At 70.2% G+C, this 23728-nt stretch carries 26 protein-coding genes, 1 tRNA gene and 1 pseudogene; 14 read left to right on the top strand and 14 right to left on the bottom strand.

What is annotated here, in order from left to right; all coding sequences use genetic code 11:
• The first annotated feature begins 519 nt into the window (after window positions 1-519).
• Both ABNF97_RS28305 and ABNF97_RS28295 read left to right on the top strand, forming a co-directional pair.
• A complete protein-coding gene (locus tag ABNF97_RS28305; RefSeq protein WP_349340406.1) occupies window positions 520-723 on the top strand; it encodes a helix-turn-helix domain-containing protein in 204 nt (67 codons plus the stop codon).
• A 10-nt stretch (window positions 724-733) separates the two neighbouring features.
• Window positions 734-1942: pseudogene (locus ABNF97_RS28295) on the top strand (tyrosine-type recombinase/integrase).
• An 867-nt stretch (window positions 1943-2809) separates the two neighbouring features.
• Here ABNF97_RS28295 and ABNF97_RS28285 read toward each other — a convergent pair.
• A complete protein-coding gene (locus ABNF97_RS28285; protein ID WP_349340403.1) occupies window positions 2810-3694 on the bottom strand; it encodes a hypothetical protein in 885 nt (294 codons plus the stop codon).
• Between the two features lie 332 nt (window positions 3695-4026).
• On the opposite strand from ABNF97_RS28285, the gene ABNF97_RS28280 reads away from it, so the two are divergent.
• A complete protein-coding gene (locus ABNF97_RS28280; RefSeq protein ID WP_349340402.1) occupies window positions 4027-4515 on the top strand; it encodes a winged helix-turn-helix domain-containing protein in 489 nt (162 codons plus the stop codon).
• Window positions 4494-5099: a transposase gene (locus ABNF97_RS28275; RefSeq protein ID WP_349340401.1), complete on the top strand. Its 606-nt coding sequence runs from the start codon at window positions 4494-4496 to the stop codon at window positions 5097-5099. Before ABNF97_RS28280 ends, ABNF97_RS28275 begins: the two co-directional genes overlap by 22 nt.
• Before the next feature lie 97 nt (window positions 5100-5196).
• On the opposite strand, the gene ABNF97_RS28270 is transcribed toward ABNF97_RS28275, so the two are convergent.
• Window positions 5197-5286: transfer RNA gene (locus ABNF97_RS28270), tRNA-Ser, on the bottom strand.
• A gap of 76 nt (window positions 5287-5362) precedes the next feature.
• Between ABNF97_RS28270 and deoD the strand changes: the two genes are divergently transcribed.
• Complete coding sequence (gene deoD, locus ABNF97_RS28265) at window positions 5363-6070, top strand: purine-nucleoside phosphorylase (RefSeq protein WP_130465509.1); 708 nt, start codon at window positions 5363-5365, stop codon at window positions 6068-6070.
• 67 nt (window positions 6071-6137) lie between these two features.
• Here the strand turns inward: deoD and ABNF97_RS28260 are convergent, their stop codons facing one another.
• From ABNF97_RS28260 to ABNF97_RS28245, 4 genes are all read right to left on the bottom strand, one after another.
• Entirely contained in the window at window positions 6138-7313 is a 1176-nt protein-coding gene (locus ABNF97_RS28260) for an FtsX-like permease family protein (protein WP_207230857.1), read from the bottom strand.
• Between the two features lie 101 nt (window positions 7314-7414).
• Window positions 7415-8086: an ABC transporter ATP-binding protein gene (locus ABNF97_RS28255; RefSeq protein ID WP_486485000.1), complete on the bottom strand. Its 672-nt coding sequence runs from the start codon at window positions 8084-8086 to the stop codon at window positions 7415-7417.
• A gap of 62 nt (window positions 8087-8148) precedes the next feature.
• Entirely contained in the window at window positions 8149-9342 is a 1194-nt protein-coding gene (locus ABNF97_RS28250; protein WP_349340400.1) for an efflux RND transporter periplasmic adaptor subunit, read from the bottom strand.
• Complete coding sequence (locus ABNF97_RS28245) at window positions 9339-9881, bottom strand: hypothetical protein (protein ID WP_349340399.1); 543 nt, start codon at window positions 9879-9881, stop codon at window positions 9339-9341. Before ABNF97_RS28245 ends, ABNF97_RS28250 begins: the two co-directional genes overlap by 4 nt.
• Window positions 9882-10012: 131 nt before the next feature.
• On the opposite strand from ABNF97_RS28245, the gene ABNF97_RS28240 reads away from it, so the two are divergent.
• Both ABNF97_RS28240 and ABNF97_RS28235 read left to right on the top strand, forming a co-directional pair.
• The gene (locus tag ABNF97_RS28240) at window positions 10013-10669 is read left to right on the top strand and encodes a response regulator (RefSeq protein WP_130465513.1); all 657 of its coding nucleotides are present in this window, start codon (window positions 10013-10015) and stop codon (window positions 10667-10669) included.
• On the top strand, window positions 10666-11898 hold the full coding sequence (locus tag ABNF97_RS28235) for an ATP-binding protein (protein WP_130465514.1): 1233 nt from the start codon (window positions 10666-10668) through the stop codon (window positions 11896-11898). The genes ABNF97_RS28240 and ABNF97_RS28235 overlap by 4 nt, the downstream gene beginning before the upstream one ends.
• A gap of 111 nt (window positions 11899-12009) precedes the next feature.
• Here the strand turns inward: ABNF97_RS28235 and ABNF97_RS28230 are convergent, their stop codons facing one another.
• From ABNF97_RS28230 to ABNF97_RS28215, 4 genes are all read right to left on the bottom strand, one after another.
• Window positions 12010-12486 (bottom strand): nucleoside deaminase, encoded by a 477-nt coding sequence (locus ABNF97_RS28230; RefSeq protein WP_349340419.1) that lies wholly within the window; start codon window positions 12484-12486, stop codon window positions 12010-12012.
• 74 nt (window positions 12487-12560) lie between these two features.
• Window positions 12561-13097: a tRNA adenosine deaminase-associated protein gene (locus ABNF97_RS28225; RefSeq protein WP_130465516.1), complete on the bottom strand. Its 537-nt coding sequence runs from the start codon at window positions 13095-13097 to the stop codon at window positions 12561-12563.
• A 160-nt stretch (window positions 13098-13257) separates the two neighbouring features.
• Window positions 13258-13425, bottom strand: coding sequence for a hypothetical protein (locus tag ABNF97_RS28220; protein ID WP_165436896.1), 168 nt, complete (start codon window positions 13423-13425; stop codon window positions 13258-13260).
• Between the two features lie 110 nt (window positions 13426-13535).
• Entirely contained in the window at window positions 13536-13862 is a 327-nt protein-coding gene (locus ABNF97_RS28215) for a hypothetical protein (protein WP_130466391.1), read from the bottom strand.
• 362 nt (window positions 13863-14224) lie between these two features.
• Between ABNF97_RS28215 and ABNF97_RS28210 the strand changes: the two genes are divergently transcribed.
• Both ABNF97_RS28210 and ABNF97_RS28205 read left to right on the top strand, forming a co-directional pair.
• The gene (locus tag ABNF97_RS28210; protein WP_349340398.1) at window positions 14225-15001 is read left to right on the top strand and encodes a M23 family metallopeptidase; all 777 of its coding nucleotides are present in this window, start codon (window positions 14225-14227) and stop codon (window positions 14999-15001) included.
• A gap of 28 nt (window positions 15002-15029) precedes the next feature.
• The gene (locus tag ABNF97_RS28205) at window positions 15030-16034 is read left to right on the top strand and encodes a prephenate dehydrogenase/arogenate dehydrogenase family protein (protein WP_349340397.1); all 1005 of its coding nucleotides are present in this window, start codon (window positions 15030-15032) and stop codon (window positions 16032-16034) included.
• Here the strand turns inward: ABNF97_RS28205 and mtnA are convergent.
• Entirely contained in the window at window positions 16006-17091 is a 1086-nt protein-coding gene (gene mtnA / locus ABNF97_RS28200; RefSeq protein ID WP_349340396.1) for an S-methyl-5-thioribose-1-phosphate isomerase, read from the bottom strand. The two genes, ABNF97_RS28205 and mtnA, sit on opposite strands and share 29 nt — an antisense overlap.
• Window positions 17092-17196: 105 nt before the next feature.
• Here mtnA and ABNF97_RS28195 point away from each other — a divergent pair, with 105 nt between their 5' ends.
• A complete protein-coding gene (locus ABNF97_RS28195) occupies window positions 17197-18270 on the top strand; it encodes a PHP domain-containing protein (protein WP_130465520.1) in 1074 nt (357 codons plus the stop codon).
• On the opposite strand, the gene ABNF97_RS28190 is transcribed toward ABNF97_RS28195, so the two are convergent.
• Window positions 18256-19230: a DMT family transporter gene (locus tag ABNF97_RS28190; protein ID WP_349340395.1), complete on the bottom strand. Its 975-nt coding sequence runs from the start codon at window positions 19228-19230 to the stop codon at window positions 18256-18258. The two genes, ABNF97_RS28195 and ABNF97_RS28190, sit on opposite strands and share 15 nt — an antisense overlap.
• 115 nt (window positions 19231-19345) lie before the next feature.
• Between ABNF97_RS28190 and ABNF97_RS28185 the strand changes: the two genes are divergently transcribed.
• Window positions 19346-19942, top strand: coding sequence for a Uma2 family endonuclease (locus ABNF97_RS28185; protein WP_349340394.1), 597 nt, complete (start codon window positions 19346-19348; stop codon window positions 19940-19942).
• Window positions 19943-20021: 79 nt separating this feature from the next.
• A complete protein-coding gene (locus tag ABNF97_RS28180; protein WP_349340393.1) occupies window positions 20022-21692 on the top strand; it encodes a DUF885 domain-containing protein in 1671 nt (556 codons plus the stop codon).
• 206 nt (window positions 21693-21898) lie between these two features.
• Here the strand turns inward: ABNF97_RS28180 and ABNF97_RS28175 are convergent, their stop codons facing one another.
• Together ABNF97_RS28175 and ABNF97_RS28170 are read right to left on the bottom strand one after the other, a co-directional pair.
• The gene (locus ABNF97_RS28175) at window positions 21899-22186 is read right to left on the bottom strand and encodes a flavin reductase (protein ID WP_349340392.1); all 288 of its coding nucleotides are present in this window, start codon (window positions 22184-22186) and stop codon (window positions 21899-21901) included.
• The gene (locus tag ABNF97_RS28170; protein ID WP_349340391.1) at window positions 22183-22353 is read right to left on the bottom strand and encodes a hypothetical protein; all 171 of its coding nucleotides are present in this window, start codon (window positions 22351-22353) and stop codon (window positions 22183-22185) included. Before ABNF97_RS28170 ends, ABNF97_RS28175 begins: the two co-directional genes overlap by 4 nt.
• 346 nt (window positions 22354-22699) lie before the next feature.
• On the opposite strand from ABNF97_RS28170, the gene ABNF97_RS28165 reads away from it, so the two are divergent.
• Together ABNF97_RS28165 and ABNF97_RS28160 are read left to right on the top strand one after the other, a co-directional pair.
• Window positions 22700-23518: a helix-turn-helix domain-containing protein gene (locus ABNF97_RS28165; protein ID WP_349340390.1), complete on the top strand. Its 819-nt coding sequence runs from the start codon at window positions 22700-22702 to the stop codon at window positions 23516-23518.
• Window positions 23478-23669 (top strand): DUF397 domain-containing protein, encoded by a 192-nt coding sequence (locus ABNF97_RS28160; protein WP_349340389.1) that lies wholly within the window; start codon window positions 23478-23480, stop codon window positions 23667-23669. Before ABNF97_RS28165 ends, ABNF97_RS28160 begins: the two co-directional genes overlap by 41 nt.
• The last annotated feature ends 59 nt before the right edge of the window (window positions 23670-23728 follow it).

The following is a 23728-nucleotide window of genomic DNA, read 5'->3' as shown; positions in this document are numbered from 1 at the left end:
ACCTGACATCCAGGATACGACGCTCCTTCAATCAGCGACTGCAGGTCCGGCCACGGAGCCCTAGTCACGCGGCCGGACCGCCTCTCCCGCTGGTCCCAACGCGGATGCGGGACCATCGGCTTAAGGGACGCTAGACAACCGCGCCGTGTCTAAGCTTCCGATCACGAGAGACGATGACCAGTGACCTAGTGTTCGCCAATGTGTATGCGGACGAGGCGCTGATGTCAGTCACCCAGCAGCACTTCGTACTGAATCGCCATGAGGTCGGAGCGCATAATGAAGCGGGTCGCCTCGAAAGGCGTGCCGTTGTCGTCGGTGGCGGTGTGCAGTACGAGGATCACGGGTCCGTAGGGTGGCGATTTGAGGGCAAGGGCTTCCATCTGAGCCGGCCGGCAGAAGCCGCCCACCGCCCGCACTCACCGACCGCTCGAAAAGACCAGCCTCAGCCGAAAGGCGCTCCACACGGCAATAAAGGCAGGCAACACCCGCTCCACCGCAACACCGACCGGGGAGGAATCCGTGAGCACCGCCGACAACCGCGTCGTACTCACCATCGAAGAAGCCGCGAAGCGACTCGGCATCGGCCGAACCACCATGTACACCCTCGTGATGACCGGCGAGATCCGCTCCGTCACCATCGGCCGACTTCGCCGCGTACCCGTCCGCTGCCTGCACGAATACGTAACCACCCTGCTCGACCAACCCATCGCCCCGGCCGCCTGAGGGGACGTACATGGGACGCAAGCCTGCTGGCGCATCGAGCATCTACAAGGGCGGTGACGGCTACTGGCACGGTCGGGTCACTGTGGGGGTGAAGAACAACGAGCCCCCCGACCGGCGCCACGTCCAGGCCATGACGGAGGCGGAGGTGATCCGCAAGGTCCGCGCCCTGGAGCGGGAGCGGGACAGCGGCAGGTCCGCAAGGTTGGCCAGCGTTGGACTGTAGAGAAGTGGCTCACGCATTGGGTCGAGAACATCGCGGCCCAGTCTGTGCGTGAGAACACGCTCTCCGGATATCGCGTCGCCGTACGGAGGCATCTGATTCCGGGCGTTGGTGGCCACCGAATCGACCGGTTGGAGCCCGAGCATCTTGAGACGCTTTACCGGCAGATGATGCGGAGCGGGAGTGCACCGGCAACGGCGCATCAGGCGCACCGCACGATCCGCACAGCACTCAACGAAGCTGTTCGCCGAGGTCACCTCACCCAGAATCCGGCCGCATTGGCGAAAGCGCCGCGACTTTCCCATGAGGAGATCGAGCCGTACTCCGTCAGCGAGATTCAACGGCTACTGGCCGCCGCCAGCGAACGACGCAATCACGCCCGATGGGCAATCGCCCTTGCACTCGGCCTGCGTCAGAGCGAAGCGCTCGGCCTCAAGTGGTCGGACGTCGACCTGGAGGCCGGAGTACTGACCGTGCGGCGTGGCCGGCAACGCCCGAGATGGCGCCACGGATGCGGGGACAGGTGCGGCCGGAAGTTCGGCGGACACTGCCCGGAGCGCGTACCGCTTCGGGCGGAGACTACCGAAACAAAGTCGCGTGCGGGCCGCCGGAGCATTGGTCTGTCGGACGAGTTGGTCATGCTGCTCCGGCAGCACCGGAAGGAACAAGACCTGGAGCGCGACCAGGCGGCGCAGCTCTGGCGGGAAGGCGGGTGGCTGTTCGCTACGCCGATCGGCGAGCCGGCAACCCCCGGACCGACTACGACGAGTGGAAGCGGCTCCTCAAGCTGGCTGAGCTACGGGACGGCCGGCTACACGACGCTCGGCACACAGCCGCAACCGAACTGCTCCTGCTCGGCGTACCGGAGCGAGCCGTGATGGGGATCATGGGCTGGTCGAACTCTTCGATGGCCGTCCGATACCAGCACACCACGGCACAGATCCGGCGAGCATCGCGAAGCGGATCGGCCGCTTGATTTGGTCAAACGAGACACCTTAAATGCTATGTCTGGCGGTCTGGTCCGTCCGCTGGCCAGACCGCCAGACGGGACCAGCCTCGACCTTCCATCGAATCGCTTGGGATGACTACACCGCTAGCGGCTCCCAAGCACTCCCCGCGAACGGCCTATAGCCAAACGGAACAGTTCCAGATATCCGAACGAGCAACCGTAGGTGGATTGGCGCCTCGGGACCATTGACATGCCGCACAACGATTTTATAATTGCCGCCCGCGCGCACTGCATGAACATAGTCGAGCAAGAGATCCGGAACCCAGCCAAGAGGGGCTCTCTCTTTATCGGCAGCCACCAACGCCCGCTCATTCTTGGGATTCATCGGCTCCGGTACAAGAACCAGCTGATCACCTTGTCGGAGGCGCCGAAGTCGGACCTCCACATCGGGAGTCATCGCCGATATGTAACGGATTCCGTGGACCAAAAAGTTGTATCGCGTCGACGCGTCATCCTCTAAGACAGGTTCAGGGAAAACCATGATCGCATCGCCTGCTCTACGCCCCTCTGACCGAACTAGCTGCTCCCAAGGAGTTGCATCTTTCGAGGCGAGGTCAAGCGTCCGCACATAGCGCGCGAAGTCGGGTCGTCGTGGATCCATTACGCGCTGGGAAAACAATGGAAACAACCGGGTTGATGAGTAGGAACGGCTCAAATCCGGAAAACTAACAAAGGGTTTGAATCCTGGAACTGAGTAAACATTTTGAACGTAACCAAAGGTGTATTGCTGTCCGTCGTACGTCAGAATCCCGACAGGCTGTATGGTCCGAAGCTCCGGGTGCTGCCATGCCACCGCCAACCTACGCATTGCGCGAACACCCCCGCCTGCCGCCCGGGCGGGGCTCGTCGACATGCCGCTAGCAGCCATCGAGGACCCTCCTTCGGTTCGCCATCACGACCTGTTCGATAAACGTACTGACAACCTCTGACATCCCTGGGACCCGTCGAGTGATCTCACCAACGTCAGTTGATGTGATATGCATCACACGGTCGAGCCAGTGATCACGAACCTCAGAGTTCACCATGCTGAGAGCCAAACGGGCTGCCTCAACAAGGGTGGGACATCCCCGGGTTGGGTCGTGCTCGAAGCGCCAGGCAGTCCCTCGCTCAACCCAGGCGGCGATCTTGCCAGCCTCAAGGAGGCCCGCCATACGCCCTTCAACCAGCGTTGAACCAAGTGCGCGGGCATGATCAAACGATCCCGCAAGGGCACCGGGCAGCTCACCAGAAGGCGGTCGGACTACCGCCCAGTTCTCATCATGCCGATCGCGGTTGGCAATAATCGCATCGAAGGTGACATATCCGACAAAAACATCGAAAGCATTGAACCAATCCGGCACCGCAGCGCCCGGGGGAGGGCCATAATCAGCTAGTGCCCGATGGATGTTTTCCAAAGAGTGCCCAGCGCGTGTCCTGTTACCTTGCTCATATCCTGGGACGTAGTCTACCAAGAGCCCGTCCATGAGAACGACTCCTGGCTGCAACTCCCAACCAAGCGGACAGAGATTCAGTGACACGCAACCATTTTCACCTTCACGCTCTGCAAGTTCTATGCGAGCAGAGGGGATTTCCATCTTGAGAGCCAACTCACCGCTAACCTTCTCAGAAAAGTCCTCTCGCTGAGACCACGTACGACCGCCCACCTTGTGAACATTATTTGCTTTGAACAGCCAGCAGTTTTCTGATCCCGGTTGGGCGAGCCAATACTTCTCATCCGCCCCAATAGTCTCGACCCTGATCAATTTCCAATCAGTGACGTCATGGATCGGGAAATACTCGAATATGGTTGTCTCTCACCCCCCTTCGCCGCCACATGGAAAAGATCACAAATATAGCCGGCTAACATTGTATCGGGCGATCACGATGCAGAAGCGCACGGTGACCGCCCCTTCGTCCAGCCATCACCAGCCGAAAGTCTTCACCGAACTCCTCCGGGCGGCACCCGACGCAGGACGACAGGAAGCAGCCAGGCGTGAGGCTACTGAGACGACGAATGAGACTACAGAGGTTGAAAGGCTGACGTCCTTCGACGTGTCCGCGTGATCTGTGTCGATGGTTTGGGTAGGTCGGGGTGATGAGGTATCCGGCTGGTGGTGGCATGAACGCGGCAGCGCGGGTCCGGCGTGAGCAGGTCCGGATGCAGGCCGCGGCCATGTTCGAGGAGTCCAGATCGACGACGCAGATCGTTTCTGAGCTGCGGGTTTCGGAGAAGTCCGTCCGTGAGTGGCGACGTAGATGGGTAGCCGGCGGAACGAACGCTCTGGCGTCGGCTGGGCCGGGCGGCTCGGACTGCAAACTCTCGGCTGGCCAGCGGAAAGATCTCGCGGAGATGCTCGATGAGGGTCCTCGTGCCCACGGCTGGGAGGACGCCCGTTGGACCCTGGCCCGGGTCGCCGAGGTCATCGAACGCCGCTTCGCGGTCGGCTACACCCTGCGTGGGGTGTCCTATCTGCTGCACCGCCTGGGCTACAGCCAGCAGGTCCCAACCCGCCGGGCGGTCGAACGTGACCCGGAGGCAATCACGAGCTGGCACCGTAGGCGGTGGCCGTCGGTAAGAGGTTAGCGGCGACGCGGGACGCCTGGATCTGCTTCCAGGACGAGGCCGGCCAGGTACTGCGGCCGCCGGTGAGTAAGACCTGGGCCCGACGCGGACGCACGCCCGTCGTCGAGGTCTGCGGCAAGGGCTCTGGTCGGGTCTCCATCGCCGGTCTCGTCTGCCTTAAGCCTGGACAGCGAGGCCGGTTGATGTGGCGCACCCGGCTGCACCGCGGCCGCGCGGGCGAACGCGGCAGCTTCAGCGAGGACGACTACATCGCCTTCCTCGACCAGGTCCACCAACGCCTCCACGCGCCGATCGTGCTGATCTGGGACAACCTCACCGTGCACGTCAGCCGGCGTATGCACGCCCTGATCGCCGCCCGGACCTGGCTGACCGTGATCCGCCTGCCCGCCTACGCACCCGACCTCAACCCCACCGAAGGCGTCTGGCGCTGGATGAAACGCGGCCTCACCAACATCGCCGCCAACGGCGTCGACCACCTCGCCGACCTGGTCAGACAACGCCTACGCGCCTGCCAGCAACAGACCGACCTCCTCGCCGGCTTCCTCGCCAACACCGGCATGACCCTCGACCCCGAACTACCGTGACGACCCAAACGTCAGCCTTTCAACCTCTGTAGCGATCTTGAGGTAGCGAAACGCCCGGTTCGTCCTTGCGGACTTGCCGGGCGTTTTGCCTGTTCAGTGGCGGTGGTGAAGGGATTTGAACCCTTGGAGGGCGTGAACCCTCACACGCTTTCGAGGCGTGCTCCTTAGGCCGCTCGGACACACCACCGCCGAGTAGGGTACCCGACGCCGCAGGGCGACGTCGCGGCGGTATCGACCGGAGCGACCTGGCAGGATGACGCCACATGAGTACGCACATTGGCGCCAAGCCCGGTGAGATCGCCGAGCGGGTCCTGATGCCGGGCGACCCGCTGCGGGCCAAGTGGATCGCGGAGACCTACCTCGAGGACGCCAAGTGCTACTCGACGGTGCGCGGCATGCTCGGCTTCACCGGCCGCTGGTCCGGCACCGAGGTCTCGATCCAGGGTTCCGGCATGGGGATGCCGTCCGCCTCCATCTACGCCCACGAGTTGATCAACGAGTACGGTGTGAAGTCGCTGATCAGGGTCGGCTCCTGCGGCGCGCTCAGCGAGGACCTCCAACTCCGGGACGTGATCGCCGCCAGCGGCTCGTCGACCGACTCGAACATGAACCGGATGCGGTTCGACGGGTTGATCGACTACGCCCCGGTCGCCGACTTCGGGCTGCTGCGTACCTCGGTCGAGGTGGCGGAGCGGCGCGGCATCGCGATGCGGGTCGGGCCGATCCTGGCCGCGGACGCCTTCTACACCGACCGTCCGGACCTTTACGACACCCTCGCCGATTATGGCGTGCTGGCGGTGGAGATGGAGTCGGCGGCGCTCTACACCATCGCGGCCCGGTTCAGGGCGCGGGCGTTGACCCTGCTGACCGTGAGCGACCACATCAAGCGGGGAGAGCAGACCACCGCCCAGGAGCGCGAGCAGACGTTCAGCCAGATGGTCGAGATCGCCCTGGACACCATCGTCGCCTGATCCTCAACGCAAGGAAGGGCCCCTTCTTACACAAGAAGCGATAGGAAGGGGCCCTTCCTTGCAGCCGTCAGGGCGTGGCGAGTGCTTCGGTCGGGGCCAGCCGGGCGGCCCGGATCGCCGGGTAGAGCCCGGCGAAGGCGCCGATCAGCAGGGTCGCGCCGACCCCGCCGGCCATCGCCCAGCTCGGTACCACCGTCGGCCAGTCCCGGGACAGGGCGTAGCCCGAGGTCACCCCGATGCCGATCAGCACTCCGCCCACTCCGCCGAGCGCGGAGAGCAACAGTGACTCGGCGAGGAACTGGGTGCGTACCTGGCCTCGGGTCGCACCGAGCGAGCGGCGCAACCCGATCTCGGCCCGCCGTTCGAGCACCGAGATCACCATCGTGTTCGCGACTCCGACCCCGCCGACCAGCAGCGCGACCGCGCCGAGCCCGAGCAGCAGCCCGGTGAACGCCTCGTCGGTGGCCTGCTGCGCCTCCAGCGCGTCGGACGGCCGGGACACCTTGACCTCGTTCGGCGCCTCCGGGTTGGCGGTGGCGCCGAGTACCGCCTGCACCGCCTCGACCGACGGCTCGGCCGAGCGGGTGTAGACGGTGGTCGGGTGCCCGTCGAAGCCCAGGTACGACGCCGCCGCCTCCCAGCCGACCAGTGCGGAGAGGTCCAGCTCCGGCGCCAGCGGCACCGGGGCCAGGATCCCGACCACCGTGAACCACCGGTTGCCGAGGTAGACCTGTACCTCCGGTCCGGCGCGGCCCAGCCCGAGCCGTTCCGCCGTGGTCGCCCCGAGTACGACCGCCGGATACCGTGCCGTCGCCCCGTTCAGCCAGGTGCCGCTGGCCACGGTCGCTCCGACGGTGTCGAGCAGGTCCAGTCGGGCCGCCCGGGCGGCGATCCCGCCGCTCTCCACCTCGGGGATCCGGTCCGAGCGGTAGACCCGGGCCTCGACGAGCAGCCCGGTGGCGGACACCTGCTGAACCGGGCCGATCCGGCCGATCATCGCCACCGACTCCTCCGGCAGCTGGGCAGCCTCGCCGAACATGGTGTTGCCGGGCGCGACGGTCAGCAGGTTGGTGCCGAGCGAGTCGAGCATCCGGTCCAGTTCTGCCCGGGACGAGGACGAGATCCCGACCACCGCGACCATCGCGGCGATGCCGATGGCGATGCCGAGCGCGGAGAGGAACGCCCGCAGCGGCCGGGTACGCAGCCCGACGCCGCCGACCCGGAGGATGTCCCGAGGCCGCATCCGGGCCGGTACCAGCCGGGGCCGTGCCCCGCCGTTCGCCAGCCGGGGCCGTGCCCCGCCGTTCGCCAGCCGGGGCCGTGCCCCGCCGTTCGCCCCGGCCATCAGCGGACCCCGTCCGAGCCGTCGGTGAGCACCAAGCCGTCGCGCATCTGCACCTGCCGGGGCAGGCTGGCCGCGATCTCCCGGTCGTGCGTGATCACCACCACCGTGGTACCGGCGGCGTTCAGCTCGCGCAGCAGCGCCAGTACCCCGGCCCCGGAGGTCGAGTCGAGGTTGCCGGTCGGCTCGTCGGCCAGCAGCAGCGCCGGGTTGCCCACCACCGCCCGGGCGATCGCCACCCGCTGCCGTTCGCCGCCGGAGAGTTCGTGCGGCCGGTGGTCGAGCCGGTGTCCCAGCCCGACCCGGACCAGCGCGGCCTCCGCGCGCCGCCGCCGCTCCCCGAGGGGTACGCCGGCGTAGAGCAGGCCGTCCGCCACGTTGTCCAGCACCGGGACACCGGGCGCGAGGTGGAACTGCTGGAACACGAAACCGATCCGGGACGATCGCAGCGCGGAGAGCTGCCGGTCCGACAGCTTCGCCACGTCGTACCCGTCGATGTGCACGGTGCCGGTCGACGGCCGGTCGAGGGTGCCGATCAGGTGCAGCATGGTGGACTTGCCCGAGCCGGACGGCCCGACGATCGCCACCAGTTCACCGGGCTGGACGGTCAGGGTGACGCCACCGAGGGCCGTCACGCCGCCCGGATAGATCTTCGTCACCCGGTCGAGCACCACGACCCCGTCGGTACCGGCCGGCGGCTCGGCCAGCGCGGCACCCGACGCCGCCAGGTCCCGGCTCACTTCGGCATCCCCACGGTCGCTCCCTCGACCAGCCCGTCGCCGGTCACTTCCACCCGCCCGGAGGCGAAGAGTCCGGTCTGCACCGCCACGATCCGGGTCGCGTCGCCCTCGACGATCTCCACGCCGTAGCCGCCCTCGGCGAGGGCGAGCAGCGCGGCGACGGGTACGGTGAGCACGTTCTCCCGCTGGGCGGCGGTGAACGCCACGTCGACGGAGGCGCTGTCGAATCCGGCCAGTGCCTTCGGGTCGGCGGCGGTGACGGTCACCTCGATCTTGGTTTCCGGCTCGCCCTGCCCACCGTTCGCGCCGCTCTCGGTCTCGATGATCGTCTCGGTGGCCGCGATGGTGCCGGCCACCTCCTTGCCGTCCGGCAGCGTCACGGTGACCTTGGCGCCCCGCTTCGCCAACCGCTGGTCCGCCACGTCCAGCGAGACGGTGACCACCCGGGCGGTACCGCTGTAGCCGAGCACCCCGGCGCCGGGCTGCACCACGTCGCCGACCTCGGCCTCGACGCTGTCCACCCGGACCTGACCGGTGGCGTAGACGACCTGGCCCAGCTCGACCCGGCCGGTCTGGTCGAGGCCCAGGTCCTCCTGCCACTCCCGCACCGCCTCGGCGGTGGCCGAGGTGTACTCGTCGTCGACGGTGAACCCGTCGTAGCCGAGCGCCCGCAGGTTCTTCTCGAACTGCTCGACGTCCGCACCGCTGTCACCTGAGCGCAGCGTCCGGTACGCCGGCAGCCCGCCGTAGAGCAGTACGACCTTCTGGTTGTCGATCGAGTAGAGCGGCTTGCCCCGGCTGACCCGGGAGCCGGCTGCGGCGACCACGGTGATGGTGCCTCCCCTGCGGGCGGCCAAGGTACGGGTCTCGCCGTACCCCAACTCGCCGTCGGCGGTCTCCGAGTCGACCAGCGTCTGCCGGGTGACCTGGGCATTCGCCGGTGGCAGGTTGCTGGCGGTGGCCGTACCCGGATCGCCGCCGCCGAATCCGACGGCGGCCGCCACCCCGGCGGCGACCGTGAGCGCGGCGGCGGTCAGTACGGCGACCGCCCGGCCCCGGCCGCTCTGGCGCCGCCGCCCCGGCCGGGTCCCGGCCGCCAGCGCCGTACCCGCGCCGTCGTCCGCTCCGGTACCGATCGGAGCCCCCTCCGGAGACGGGCCGTTCTCGGTCACCGGGGTGCCCGCCGTCATTCGCCACCACCTCTGATCCGGACCGGGAACTCGCCCCGGCACTTCTCCATGGCGGCCTGGAACTTCGGGTCGTTCATCTTCATTCCACTGCCCTGGGGCACCTGCATGGTGCCGTCCGGCCCGGGGTCCGGGAAGTTCGGCACACCGTTCTCCCGCATGCACTTCGCCATCTTGCGCACCTGTTCGACCTGCTCCGGATCGAGCTGAAGCTGGCCGCCGTTCGGCAGCAGGTGGCGGCACTTCTCCATCGCCGCCTGCGTCTTGGCCGGATCGTCGCCCGGTTTCCGCTGGATCCGGATTCCGCCCTGGCCCGGCTCGGGGTCCGGCATCTCCACCCCGTTCTCCCGCATGCACTTGGCAAACTCCAGGCGGCGATCCTCGTCGCTGAGCGCGACCGCACTGGCGCTGGCGGTCGGTCCGGCTCCGCTGCCGCCCTGGGCGGTGGCCACCCCCGGCCCCTCGTCGGCCCGGGCGCAGCCGGCGAGCGCCAGGCCGAGGACGGGGAGGGCCAGCCAGAGGCCCGACATTCGTCGGCGCATGGCACAACTCCTTCCGTGGGCCGGCGCGGTTCGCCGGCCGATACGGACAAAGTCAAGTCGGCGGCACGTATCCGGGGCGTAACCGTCGACGTTTACGACGGGGTTATCCGCGACCGAGTCACCATGGGACGGTGCGGGTATTGGTGGTGGAGGACGAGAAGCTGTTGGCGGATGCCGTCGCCGAGTGGCTGCGCCGGGAGGCGTTCGCGGTCGACGTCGCGTACGACGGCGACGCGGCCCTGGAGCGGCTCGGCGTCAACGACTACGACGTGGTGGTGCTCGACCGGGACCTGCCGGTGGTGCACGGCGACGACGTGTGCCGGGCGGTCGTCGAGGGTGGAGGCGGGACCCGGGTGCTGATGCTCACCGCGGCGGCTGCGGTCCGGGACCGGGTCGCCGGGCTGGCGCTGGGCGCCGACGACTACCTGATCAAGCCGTTCGCGCTGGTCGAGCTCTCGGCCCGGGTCCACGCGCTGGTCCGGCGGGCCCGGCCCGCCGCGCCGCCGAAACTGACCCGGGCCGGTCTGGTCGTCGACCCGGCCCGGCACGAGGTCTACCGCGACGGCCGGTACGTCGCCCTCTCCCGCAAGGAGTTCGCGGTACTGGCCGAGCTGATGCGGGCCGGCGGTGCGGTGGTCTCCGCCGAGGAGCTGCTGGAGCGGGCCTGGGACGAGCACATCGACCCGTTCACCAACGTGGTCCGGGTGACCGTGATGAAGCTGCGCCGCAAGCTCGGCGATCCGCAGATCGTCGAGACCGTGCCGGGAGTGGGGTACCAGATCCGGTGAAACGACTGACGATCCGCGCCCGCCTGACAGTGGTCTACGGCGGCCTCTTCCTGCTCGCCGGGATGGTGCTGCTCGCCGTCACCTACGTACTGGTCGAGCAGCGGATGCCCGGAACGTTCGGGGTCACGCTGAACTCGGCCCGGCTGCCCCAGCCCTCCGCCGACCGGGTGATCACCCCGGAGAGCGCCGAGCAGCTCCGGGTCTTCGCCCGGCAGATCCAGGACGAGGCGCGGGAGAACGCCCTGGAGACCCTGCTCACCCAGGGCGGCATCGCGCTCGCCGTGGTCTCGGCGACCGCCTTCGCCTTCGGCTGGTTGATCGCCGGCCGGGCGCTGCAACCGCTGCACCAGATCACCGGCACCGCGCGGCGGATCGCCGGAGCCGGCACCGCCGGTCGCGGGCTCCACGAGCGGATCGCGTTGGACGGCCCCCGGGACGAGGTCAGGGAACTCGCCGACACCTTCGACCTGATGCTGGAACGGCTGGACCAGTCCTTCGACGGTCAGCGGCGGTTCGTCGCCAACGCCTCGCACGAGCTGCGTACGCCGCTGGCGCTGAACCGGTCCCTGCTGGAACTCGCGGTCACCCGGCCGGACGCGCCGGCCGAGCTGAAGCAGCTCGGCGAGACGCTGCTGGCGGTCAACGAGCGGCACGAGCGGCTGATCGACGGGCTGCTCACCCTGGCCGACTCGGATCAGCAGGTGGTGGAGCGTACGCCGCTCGACCTCGCCGAACTGGCCGGACACGTGGCCGAGCAGATGCGTACGGAGCTGCCGGTGCACCGACACCTGGGGCCGGCGCCCACCGCCGGAGACCCGGTACTGCTGGAACGGCTGACCCAGAACCTGCTGGAGAACGCGCTCCGGCACAACGTCCCGACCGGCGGCCAGGTCTGGCTCAACACCGCCACGGTCGACGGCTGGGCGACCCTGGTGGTGGCGAACACCGGGCCGCTGGTGCCGGGGTACGAGGTCGAGACGATCTTCCAGCCGTTCCGGCGGCTGCGTCAGGAGCGGGTCGGCGGCGGGCGCGGCTTCGGTCTCGGGTTGTCGATCGTCCGGGCGGTCGCCGGCGCGCACGGCGGTTCGGTCCGGGCCGAGCCCCGGCCCGGGGGTGGGCTGGTCGTGACGGTCCTGCTGCCGGCCGAGCTCCCGGTCCGGGCCGTTCCGGCGTACGCCCCGCCGGCCGTTCCGGCGACGATCGTCGCGCCCCGGGCCGGGCTGCCCTGACGCCGGCTGCTCCGAGGGGCCGGGCTGTGCTGGCGCGAGAGTTTTCCACAGGCGTGCCGAGTTATCCACAAGGGTGTGCACAACGTGGGCACGTCCTGTGCAGAACCGGGGTCAGCGGAAGAAGGCGCGGAGCGCGGCAGCGCATTCGGCGGCCAGGACACCGCCGTACACCTCGGGGTGGTGGTTGAGTCGCCGGTCGCGTACGACGTCCCAGAGCGAACCCACCGCACCGGTCTTCGGCTCCCAAGCGCCGAAGACGAGCGTGGAGATCCGGGCGAGGACCAGCGCACCGGCGCACATCGTGCACGGCTCCAGGGTCACCACCAGGGTGCAACCGGTCAGCCGCCAGGCGCCGACCGCCCGGGCGGCCCGGCGCAGGGCCAGGATCTCGGCGTGCGCGGTCGGGTCGCCGGTCAGTTCGCGTTCGTTGCGGGCGCTCGCCAACTCCGTACCGTCGGGGCCGTAGACCACGGCTCCGACCGGGACGTCGTCGGCGGGCGGCTCGACGGCCGTCACCTCGGCCGGGCGGCTGGGCGGGGCGCCGACCGGCCCGGGTGCGGCGCGGGAGACCTCCAGCGCGCGCCGCATCCACGCCTCGTGCCGGTGCCGGCGCCCGGTCAGCGGCGGGTCCGGCTCGCCGCCGGGTCGGCCCGTCGGTCCAGTCACGCCTCGCGGAGGTCCTCGACCTGGTTGCCGCAGCCGATGATCTGGCAGACCTCGGCCGTCACGTCGGCCGGGAGCATCCCCTCGTGCGCGCAGAGCGCGAGCAGGCGATGGGCCGAGATGCCGAGGTCGGCGAGGAGGTCGGCGTCACCGACCGGGTCGGCGTCCGGATCGACGGCCGGTTCGTTCTCGTCGTCGTCACCGGTCGGCCCGGCCATCCGCTCCACCGGCTCGACCACGTCGTCGATGCCCAGGACCGGGGCCTTGATGTCGCCGACCAGCAGGGCGCCGAGCCGCGACTCCTCGGCGAACGCCGAGTCCGAGCCGAAGATACGCAGGTCCTCGCCCTCGTCGAGACGCATGATGGTCAGGTAGGCGTCGTCGGCCTCGACGAACAGCAGCGAGATCTCGGCGTCCTGGTCGACGTCGCGGAGCAGCTCGGCGACCTCGTCGATGTCCGCCGCACCATTGAGATCAACTTCTGTCGCGGCCCAGCCGGACGGGCGGCGCACCACCGCCGCAGCAAAGTACGACACGGTCCCCCCAATTACCCAGCGGCCCCCAGCCGCACATCACGCCGACTTCACGGTGCCCAGCCGGCTCTCTGTCACGCGTGACGGTATCCGGTCGTATCCGGCAGAGCCCACGCAACGCCCCGAAGGAGAGGCGGGGAATCGAGGTGGACGGGGCTGCCGGTCAGTTCGCCAGGCGGCGACGGGTGGCGATCAGTTCACGCAGGCGGTCGACGCGGGCACGTCGAGGGTGTTCGCGCTCCCGCACCGACTTCGCCCCGGCAAGCTCGGCGAGGAGCTGCAACCGACGACGGCTGCGTTCAGGGTCGAGCCGATGCTCTGTCCAGGCCATACCGCCGAGAGTGCCGAGTCGGGCCCGATTCGTCAAGACCGATCGCGGTGCGCAGCGATCGCATCACTCAGCGCGGCTGTCGTGCCGGATACCCGCGGATGTCGTGCCGGCTACCACAGCGGCCAGTCGGCGCTGGTGGACCAGCGCGTCGCGAGGGCGGCCGCGGCGATCGCCCAGCCCACGCCGGTGGCCAGGGCGATGCCCGCGCCGGCTCCCCGGTTGCCCCGCTGCGTCAGCAGCAGCGCGACGAGCCAGGCCACCCCGCCGGCCAGCAGCGTCCAGAGCACGTACCCGCGCAGGCCGTGACCGAGCAGGCCGAAGGCGACCAGCCAGGCAGCGGCGGAGGCGGCTCCCGCGACGACCGAGCCGGGGCGTACCGGATGGGGCTCCCGGTAGGTCGGGTGGGTGTGCACGGGCGGCGGGCTGGCCGGGAACAGCCCGGACGGAGTGTGGCCGAAGGGTCGCGGCTGCCAGACCTGCCGGGGCCCGACCCCCGGCGGTGGCGACCCGGGCTGCGGCTGCCCGGGGTGCGGTACGCCGGACCGGGGCGGCAGAGCCGGCTGTCCCGCCATGACACCGCTCCTCTCCACCCCACCGGTGACTCCACGCCGTTCGCAGCCTACCCGCCGGGCACCGGCGGACGAACGGATCGCGACCCGGGCCGGCCAGCAACCCGGTACCCCGCTGACGGCACGGACGAGGCCGGTACGGCGGACCCGACGGCGGTACGGATGTCGTCCGGTACCGGCGGCTCCGGGTACGGCCGGCGCGCTCCGGACCGGTCTGCCACTATGGCCGAATGTCATGGGGAGGATCAGCCGGACCGGGCCGGATCGGCCGTCGACCGCTGTGGGTCACCGTCCTGCTGGTGACGGTGACGGCGCTCGCCGCCGGCTGCGCCGGTACCCGGCAGCCGACCGGCGCACCCGCCTTCGAGCCGATGGGGACGTCGGCCACGAGTCCGGCCGCCGAGGGCATCCCGAGCGCCGCGCCGACGACCGGCCCGCAGCCTTCCGATCCGGCGTCGAGGAAGCCGACCCCGCCGCCGACGACCAGCGGCGCCCACCGGTACGTCTTCCCGGTCCGGACCGGCAACGTCGCCTACCATCCGACCCACTCGGTGTACCCGGCCACCGACATCTTCGCCAACTGCGGCGCGCCGGTGGTCGCCGTCACGAACGGCCAGATCCTCGAGGTGAGCCGGGTCGACCGGTACCGCAAGACCGGCCCGCAGGGCCCGAACAACGGCGGCAAGGCGGTCTCGCTGCTCGGCGACGACGGGGTCCGCTACTACGGTTCGCACCTGACCAACGTCGCCGACGGGATCGAGGCGGGCGTCCGGGTGCGCGCCGGTCAGCAGGTCGGCACGGTCGGCCGGACCGGCAACGCCAACAACGTCTGCCACCTGCACTTCGGCATCTCACCGCCGTGCCAGAAGACCGCCGACTGGTGGATCCGCCGCGGCGTGGTCTGGCCGGCGTCGTTCCTGGACGCCTGGCGTAAGAAGCGGAACACGTCACCGGCCGCGAAGGTGCGGCAGTGGCGCGCCGACAAGGGCTGCCCGACGGCGCCGTAGCCCGGGCCGGTGTGCGAGAGTTCCGGTCGTGGACGTCGCGGTGATCGGGCTCGGTCTCATCGGCGGTTCGGTGCTGCGGGCACTGGCCTCGGCCGGGCATGCGGTGCTCGGCCACGACGCCGACCCGGCGACCAGGGCCACCGCCCGAACCGCTGCCGCGCAGGCGCCGCCGGCGCACCGCTGGCAGGTCGCCCGGACGGTACGCGACGCGGTGGCCGGCGCCGAACTGGTGGTGATCGCCGTACCGCTGCCGGCGGTTGCCGGGGTGCTCGACGAGCTCTCCGCCGCCGGCTACACCGGGTTGGTCACCGACGTCACCTCGGTAAAGGAACCGGTACGCGCCCTGGTCGACCGGCACCTGCACGGCGGTACCGACCGGCGGGCCGGGTTCGTCGGCGGGCACCCGATGGCCGGCCGGGAGACCTCCGGGTTCGGTGCCGCGGATCCGGCTCTCTTCACCGGCTGTGCCTGGGTGCTCTGCCTCGAACCGGGGCTGACCCAGCTGGCGGACTGGCTGGAGCTGGCCGCGTTGCTGACCGGTATCGGTGCCCGGGTGGTACCGGCGGTCGCCGCCGAGCACGACCGTGCGGTGGCTGCCGTCAGCCACGTACCGCATCTGCTGGCCACCGCGATCGCGGCGGTCGCCGCCGGCGATCCGCTGGCCGGCACCCTCGCCGCCGGCTCGTTCCGGGACGGCACCCGGGTCGCGGCGACCCGGCCCGACCTGGTCGCCGCGATGTGCGGCGGCAACGCCGCCGCGGTCGGGCCGGCGCTGGACGCGGTACTGCGGGAGTTGGACGGCGCCCGCAGCGCGCTCGGTTCGGCGGACCCGATCGGCGCGCTGCGGGACTGGCTGGCGCCCGGTTCGGCGGCCCGGCGGACCTGGCCGGCCCGACCCGGCGCCCCGGTGGACCTGCCGGCCCGACCGGACGCGCTGCTCCGGCTCGGCCGGGCGGGTGGCTGGGTGACCCGGGTCGCCGAGGACCGGCGTACGGTCACCGCGGTCAGACCCGCTCCCCCCGATCCAGCCTGATCACCCGCCGCTCGGTGACGATCGCCGTGACCAGCTCGTACGGGGTCACGTCGAAGGCGGGATTGACCGCGTCGGCGCCGTCGGGCCCGGCCGGTCGATCACCGCCCGGCCCGCCCGCTCGACCGGCCTCCGTCCCGGTCTCCGACCCGCCTGGTCGACCGGCTTCGGGCTGCCGGGAGACCCGGCCCTCCGGCGGGCGTGGCGTCCGGCCGTACGACAGCACCTCGTCGGCACCCCGGTCCTCGATCTCGACCTGGTCACCCCCGGCCGTGTCGAGGTCGACGGTCGACTCCGGCGCGACGACGACGAACGGGATGCCGGCCCGGCGGGCGCCGAGCGCGTGCGCGTACGTGCCGATCTTGTTGATCACGTCGCCGTTGGCGCAGATCCGGTCGGCGCCGAGCACCACCCCGTCGACCTCGCCCCGGGCCATCAGGAACGGGCCCGCCCCGTCCACCGCCACCCGGTACGGCACCCCGGCCCGGCCCAGTTCCCAGGCGGTCAGCCGGGCGCCCTGCAACAGTGGCCGGGTCTCGCTGGCCAGTACCGCGCCGAGCGCGTCCCGCCGGTGCAGTTCGAGTACCACCCCGAGGGCGGTACCGCCGACCACCGCCGCCAGCGCGCCGGTGTTGCAGTGGGTGAGCAGCCGGGGCCGCGCGCCACAGAGTTCGGCCAGCAGGTCGGCGCCGAGCCTGGCCATCGCTGCCGAGGCGGCGATCTCCTCGTCCCGGATCGCCAGCGCCTCGGCGAGAACCGCGTCGGCGCCCTCCGGCAGCCGGGCGGCGGCCCGGCGTACGCCCCGGGCCAGGTTCACCGCCGTCGGCCGAGCGGTCTCCAGCCGGCGTACCGCCGCCGCCACGTCGCCCGGCTGGTGTGCGGCGAGGGCGACGCCGAGCGCACCGGCCACGCCGAGCGCCGGGGCGCCGCGTACCGCGAGCCGCTGGATCGCCCCGACCAGGTCCTCGACGGCGGTCAACCGGAGGACGGTGAGCCGACCCGGCAGGGCGGTCTGGTCGATGAGTTCGACGGCACCGTCAACCCAGTCGATCGTGCGCATGACGGCCAGGGTACGGCGGCATTCCGGGCCGGGCGAGCCGGCGGCCGCCCCGGCGCCGGCCGCTGGCCGGACGGAATGCTGGCCTCCGCGGCTAACCTGATCGGCATGACCGGCCGCGACCCCATCGCCGACCTCCGTCGGATCGCCTTCCTGCTGGAGCGGGCGAACGAGGCCAGCTTCCGGGTCAAGGCGTTCCGGTCGGCCGCGAAGACCCTGGCCGAGCTGCCCGCCGAGGAGCTGGCGACCCGGGCCGGGGCGGGCACCCTGACCGAACTCTCCGGCGTCGGCGACGTGACCGCGCGGACCGTGACCGAGTCGCTGCGTGGCGAGGAGCCGGTCTATCTGCGTCGGCTGCTCGCCACCGAGGGGCTCGACCTGGACGAGGAGGCCGCCGCGCTGCGGGCGGCGCTGCGCGGTGACTGCCACACCCACTCCGACTGGTCGGACGGGGGTTCGCCGATCGAGGAGATGGCACTCGCCGCCGTCGAGCTGGGGCACGAGTATCTGGTACTGACCGACCACTCGCCCCGGCTGACCGTGGCCCGGGGGCTGACCGCCGCCCGGCTGCGCCGGCAGCTCGACTACGTCGCCGCGGTCAACGACGCGCTGCCGGAGGGTTTCCGGATCCTCACCGGGATCGAGGTCGACATCCTCGACGACGGCTCGCTGGACCAGGACGAGGAACTGCTGGCCCGGCTCGACGTGGTGGTCGGCTCGGTGCACAGCAACCTGCGGGACCCGAAGGCGCGGATGACCAGGCGGATGCTGGCGGCGGTCGCCAACCCGCACCTGGACATCCTCGGGCACTGCACCGGGCGGATGGTCGCGGCCCGACCGCCCGGGGTGACCGGTCCGGGCGACCGGGGACACCGGGCGCGCACCCGGCCGCCGAGCGACTTCGACGCCGACGCCGTCTTCGCCGCCTGTGCCGAGTACGACAAGGCGGTCGAGATCAACTCCCGTCCGGAACGGCAGGACCCGCCGAAGCGGCTGATCCGGCTGGCCGTCGAGGCGGGCTGCCGGTTCGCGATCAACACAGACGCGCACGCACCGGGCCAGCTCGACTGGCAGCGGTTCGGCTGCGAGCGGGCCGCCCGGTGCGGCGTACCGGCGGAGCGGGTCGTCAACACCTGGTCGGCCGAGGCGCTGCTCGACTGGGCCGGCTCACACTCGGGCTGACGGGGTCAGCTCCGGCGGCATGCCGGCCGGCACGGCCGGTTGGCGTCGCCGGCTGAACAGGCCCTGCGAGACCGCCACCCCGGCCAGTACGATCGCCGCGCCGACCGGCTGGTGCCAGGCCAGGTGCTCGTTGAGCGCCAGCACCCCGATCAGGACGGCGAAGATCGGGATGACGTAGGTGACCGTCGAGGCCGTGCTCGCCCCGGCCACCCGGATGTTGCGCAGGTTGATCACGAAGGCGAGGCCGGTGCCGAGCGCACCCAGTGCCAGGACGCTGGCGATGACCTCACCGGAGAGCCGGGTCGGTGCCGGCGGGGCACCTCCGATCAGCGGTGCGGCGATCGCGAGCTGCGCCGTCGCCATCAGCAACTGCGCCGCCGAGAGCGCCAGCCCGGACTCGGCCCGGCCGGCGACGAAGCGTTTCTGGTACGGGATGGCCACGCCGTAACAGGCCGCCGCCCCGAGGCAGAACAGCTGGCCGGTGAACTGGGCACCGCCGAGCCCCTGCCACACGCCCAGCACCACCAGCACCCCGACGAAGCCCAGCCCGAGTCCCACCCCCCGGCGCACGGTCATCCGCTCGGTCCGGAACACCAGCACCGCCAGCGGGAGCACCACCAGTGGGGTGGTCGCGTTCCAGATGCCGGCGAGCATCGAGGAGACCCGCTGCTCGCCGTAGCCGAAGAGGGTGAACGGCAGGGCGATCCCGACCGCCGAGTAGAGGGCGGTGTGCAGCCAGAGCACCGGATCCCGGGGCAGCCGGTCGCGGAGCACCGCCAGCACGACGAGCAGGGTGATGGCGCCGGCGCCGACCCGGCCGAGGGTGACGTAGACCGGGTGCATCTCGCGGATCCCGACCTTGATGAAGAGGAAGCTCGATCCCCAGATCGCACCGAGGACGAAGAAGCCCGGCAGCCACGACCGGAGCGCGGCCTTGTCAGGGGTGGTAGCGCTTGTCACTCCTGACACTCTGCGCCAGGGGTACGACATTGTCTCGCGATTTTCGGACCTCGTGGCGGGCGCCACACGTCGTCCGGTCCGGTTGGTAACGTCGACTGCGTCGAGGAGGTGACCCATGGCGATGCCGGCACAGTTCGATCCGCTGGTCGACTTCGACGGCATGTGGACAACCCAGCTCGCCGACCGCTATCTTCCGCTGCCGGAACTGCCTACCGCACGTTACGAGTGCATCGACGGAAGGTTAGTGATGACCCCGGCAGAAGTCGGCGCCAACAGCTACGGCGAGATGACGCTCGCCCACCTGCTCCGACCGGCCGCCCAGGCAGCCGGGTTCTATGTATATGGCCCGGTCAATCTCACGTTCGAGTTGCGGCAGTGGATCCAGCCGGACGTCACGATCCTGCACGCCCTGCCGCAGACCGACGAAGAGGACAAGTGGGTGCCGGTCCGGCTCTGCACGATGGCGGTCGAGTTCGTCTCACCCGGCAGCCGGAAGCAGGACTTCGTCGACAAGCCGAAACGCTGTGCCGAGGGCGGGGTGCCGTACTTCATGCGGGTGGAGATCGTCCGCCGGCTCCGGCACGCCTCCGTCGAGTTCTTCACCCTGACCGACGGCGCATACCAGCGCACCGCCGAGGCGGTCTGCGGGCAGCGACTCCGGGCGAGCGAGCCCTTCGAGATCGACTTCGATCCACGCGAACTTCTGCCCTGACCGGTCCGGCCCCCGCCGCGCACGCCGAGGGGCGTTACGCGGATGAATGGAGCCTGGCCGATCACGTAGGGTTCGGGGCGTGGGACGAATCAACGAGTTGGCCGACCGCTACGTCGACGAGTGGGCCCGGCTCAATCCGCTCGGCGCGACCTTCGTCGGCATCGCCGGATACGACGACCAGCTCGGTGACCTCTCGCCGGACGGCCTCGCGGCACAGGCCGAGCTGACCCGGCGTACGCTGGCCGCCCTCGACGCCACCGAGCCGGACTCCGAGGCGGAGCGGACCGCCAAGGAGGCGATGCAGGAGCGGCTCGGCCTGGAACTCGCCCGGTACGACGCGGGCGAGACCGCCAGCGAACTGAACGTCATCGCCAGCGGACTGCACGAACTCCGGCAGGTCTTCGACCTGATGCCGGCCGAGGGCGCCGAGGCGGTCGGCAACATCGCCGCCCGGCTGGGCCAGTTCGCCGGGGCGCTCGACGCGTACAAGACCACGCTGCGTACCGCCGCGGAGGCGGGACACGTCAGCTCCCGTACCCAGATCGTCGAGGTCGCCAAGCAGTGCGACATCTGGACCGACCCGGGCGGCGACAACTTCTTCCACTCCCTGGTCGAGCGGCTGCAGGCCGACCCGGCGCTCGCCGCCGAGCTGCGCCGGGGCGCCGCGGCGGCCACCGCCGCCACCGCCGAGTTCGGGCACTTCCTGCGCAACGAGCTGGCCCCGCTGGGCCGGGCCAAGCAGGCCGCCGGGCGGGACCGGTACGAACTCGCCTCGCAGTACTTCCTCGGTGCCCGGGTCGACCTGACGGAGACGTACGCCTGGGGGTTCGAGGAGCTGGCCCGGCTGGAGGCCGAGATGCGCGCGGTGGCCGCGGAGATCGCGGGCCCCGGCGCCAGCACCGACGCGGCGGTTACCGCGCTGGACGCCGACCCGGCCCGGCGGATCCAGGGCAAGGAGGCGTTCCGGGACTGGATGCAGGCGCTGGCAGACAAGGCGATCGCCGAGCTGCACGGCACGCACTTCGACATCCCCGAGCAGGTCCGCCGGATCGAGTGCTGCCTCGCGCCGACCAGCGACGGCGGCATCTACTACACCGGCCCGAGCGAGGACTTCTCCCGGCCGGGCCGGATGTGGTGGGCCGTGCCGCAGGGCATCACCGAGTTCTCCACCTGGCGCGAGGTGACCACCGTCTTCCACGAGGGCGTACCCGGGCACCACCTCCAGATCGCGCAGACCCAGGTCCGGGCCGACCTGCTCAACCGCTGGCAGCGACTGCTCTCCTGGTCGTCCGGGCACGGCGAGGGCTGGGCGCTCTACTCCGAGCGGCTGATGGACGAGCTGGGCTACCTCGCCGACCCCGGCGACAAGCTCGGCATGCTCGACGGGCAGGCGTTCCGGGCCGCCCGGGTGATCGTGGACATCGGCATGCACCTGGAGCTGGAGATCCCCCGGGACAACCCGTTCGGCTTCCACCCGGGCGAGCGCTGGACGCCCGAGCTGGGCTGGGAGTTCATGCGGGCGCACTGCCGGGTACCGGACGAGAACCTGCGGTTCGAGCTGAACCGCTATCTGGGCTGGCCGGGGCAGGCACCGTCGTACAAGGTCGGCGAGCGGATCTGGTTGCAGGCCCGGGAGGACGCGAAGGCGCGCAAGGGCGCCGACTTCGACCTGAAGGAGTTCCACCGGGCGGCGCTCGACCTGGGCTCGCTCGGCCTGGACCCGCTTCGCGCCGCGCTGGCCCGGATCTAAAACCATCGGGTACTGGTACGAGACGAATGTGAGTTACCGATCAACGATCCGCTGCGACTGAACGATTTTCGGGTCCGGCTTCCAGGCTGTTGGATCTGATTGGTAGCGTGCCGGTTTTCTTGTCTGGCCCGCGCAACGCGACCCGCCCCGGACCAGGGGGAAAGGCGGGTGGTCCGGGGCGGGCCTGATCGGGTGATGAGGCGGGGTCAGTGGCGCCGGGGCACCCAGTGCAGGATCTGCCCGGCGATCAGTGCGGGGTGCGTGTCGGGGAGTTCTTCCAGGGCGCGGGCGAGGTGTCCGGCGAGGTACACCAGCAGGCCCACCCGGTCGCCCTGGAAACCGATCAGCAGGGCGAGCCGTGCCTGTGGACAGGGCCAGGCGTTGCCGCAGTCACGGCAGCGGTACGACGGGTGCGCCGGGACGTGCACGCCGGTGCTGCGACGCCGCCGTGCGGCGAACCTGTACCACCGCTCCTGCGGCCCGACACCGGTCACACCCGCTGGCGTAGCCGAGCGCGATGTCGCTGCGCCGGGGTGAGGTTGCCGGCTCGGCCGCTGGTGTGCCCGTCCAGCCCGGCCCGTTGATTGGTCGTCCGGCGGGATGGCGACGGCGAGGCCAGGGCTTCCAGGCTGGGGGCGACGACCTGCGGCATGGTCGGCACGGCCGGCATGGCGCGGACGGCTGCCCGGTACTCCCGGCGGGTCAGTGCCGGAATCGGTGGCGGTTCCCAGGGTCTCGGCGGTGCCGCCGCCAAGGGATGGGCATCCGGGCAGCGCCAGCGGCACCCGCATCGGCAGTATCGCCACAACCGCCGCCAGTCCCGTCGGTGTATTCGCCGTACTCGGTGAAAACGCATCCGTCACCTCCTGGAAGTAGCCGGGGCGGGGCCGATTCGATGCCTCCGCCGAATTCCACCCTGGACCGTGATCGCGCGGTGACGGAAGATAATCGGCGGGCACAAAGGACGGATACTCCGGATCGCAGGCGGCTACAGAAGGGCACTGAACGTGAGTAATCTTCCGGCGCGGCTCAAGGGACTGCGGGCCGAGCGAGGCGTCACCCAAGATCAGGTAGCGGAGTCGGTGCAGGTCAGCAAGTCACTGATTGCGGCGTTCGAGACGAGCCGGCTCGCCCCGCAACAGGACACGGCGGCGACCCTGGACGCATTTTTCGAGACCGGCGACGAGATCCAGAAACTGTCCACCGAGGCCAGGAAGAACCGGAAGCCGGGCCCGAGCTGGTTCCGACCCTGGCGAAACGTGGAGGAGACGGCGGTGATCCTCCGCTACTTCCAGGCGACCCTGATTCCCGGTCTGTTGCAGACGGAGGCGTACGCGCGGGCGGTTTTCGCCAGCACGGGATTGCACTCCGACGACGAGGTGGCGAACCGAGTTGCCCAGCGAATGGAGCGGCAGGCCGCCATCCTCGACCGGGAAGATCGTCCCGCCTTCGTCTTCATCATCGACGCCGCCGCGCTCCGATGCGGCCCGCCGGAGATATCCAAGGACCAACTGCTGCACCTGGCGGACACCGGTGCCCGGTCGAACATCTTCATCCACGTCGTCCCCGACTCCGCCGGGCTGCACGCCGGCCGCAGCGGATCGTTCACCCTGGCAATCCTGGAGGACGGCGGCACGGTCGGTCTCCTGGACGACTTCTATGAGGACCGGGTGATAGCGGAGCCAACTCGTGTGACGGACCTGGAGCGAACGTGGCACGCTATAGCTGCGGTCGCGCTACCGTGCGACCAGTCGAGAGACTTGATCTTGAGGTTGGTGAATGACTATGACGACCCAGCAGCCGAGCTGGCGCAAGTCCAGCCGTAGCGGCCAGAACGGCGGAAACTGTGTGGAGGTTGCCGACAACCTTCCCGGCCGGGTTCTCGTCCGGGACAGCAAGGACCAGCAGGGGCCGGTGCTGACCTTCACCCCCGAGAAGTGGCAGGCATTCGTGGGCCTGGCCAGCCGGCACCACTGATCTTGGCCCAGCCCAGCAGCTTGCGGCACCTCGAACGGAAGACAGAAAGCCCTCTGCCG

Source organism: Plantactinospora sp. B6F1 (assembly GCF_040120695.1).
In the GTDB taxonomy this organism is placed as follows: domain Bacteria; phylum Actinomycetota; class Actinomycetes; order Mycobacteriales; family Micromonosporaceae; genus Plantactinospora.
Note: the sequence above shows the minus strand (reverse complement) of the source record. Positions and strands in the feature narration are given on the sequence as shown.

What these genes read in the sequence shown, in the direction of transcription:
- mtnA (WP_349340396.1), bottom strand. Translation starts at nt 17,091, where the DNA reads ATGCGCACGATCGACTGGGTTGACGGTGCCGTCGAACTCATCGACCAG.
- ABNF97_RS28245 (WP_349340399.1), bottom strand. Translation starts at nt 9,881, where the DNA reads ATGCGCCGACGAATGTCGGGCCTCTGGCTGGCCCTCCCCGTCCTCGGC.
- ABNF97_RS28230 (WP_349340419.1), bottom strand. Translation starts at nt 12,486, where the DNA reads ATGCGGCGCGCGCTGGAGGTCTCCCGCGCCGCACCCGGGCCGGTCGGC.
- ABNF97_RS28185 (WP_349340394.1), top strand. Translation starts at nt 19,346, where the DNA reads ATGGCGATGCCGGCACAGTTCGATCCGCTGGTCGACTTCGACGGCATG.
- ABNF97_RS28195 (WP_130465520.1), top strand. Translation starts at nt 17,197, where the DNA reads ATGACCGGCCGCGACCCCATCGCCGACCTCCGTCGGATCGCCTTCCTG.
- ABNF97_RS28280 (WP_349340402.1), top strand. Translation starts at nt 4,027, where the DNA reads ATGAGGTATCCGGCTGGTGGTGGCATGAACGCGGCAGCGCGGGTCCGG.
- ABNF97_RS28210 (WP_349340398.1), top strand. Translation starts at nt 14,225, where the DNA reads ATGTCATGGGGAGGATCAGCCGGACCGGGCCGGATCGGCCGTCGACCG.
- ABNF97_RS28250 (WP_349340400.1), bottom strand. Translation starts at nt 9,342, where the DNA reads ATGACGGCGGGCACCCCGGTGACCGAGAACGGCCCGTCTCCGGAGGGG.
- deoD (WP_130465509.1), top strand. Translation starts at nt 5,363, where the DNA reads ATGAGTACGCACATTGGCGCCAAGCCCGGTGAGATCGCCGAGCGGGTC.
- ABNF97_RS28220 (WP_165436896.1), bottom strand. Translation starts at nt 13,425, where the DNA reads ATGGCCTGGACAGAGCATCGGCTCGACCCTGAACGCAGCCGTCGTCGG.
- ABNF97_RS28160 (WP_349340389.1), top strand. Translation starts at nt 23,478, where the DNA reads ATGACGACCCAGCAGCCGAGCTGGCGCAAGTCCAGCCGTAGCGGCCAG.
- ABNF97_RS28260 (WP_207230857.1), bottom strand. Translation starts at nt 7,313, where the DNA reads ATGCGGCCTCGGGACATCCTCCGGGTCGGCGGCGTCGGGCTGCGTACC.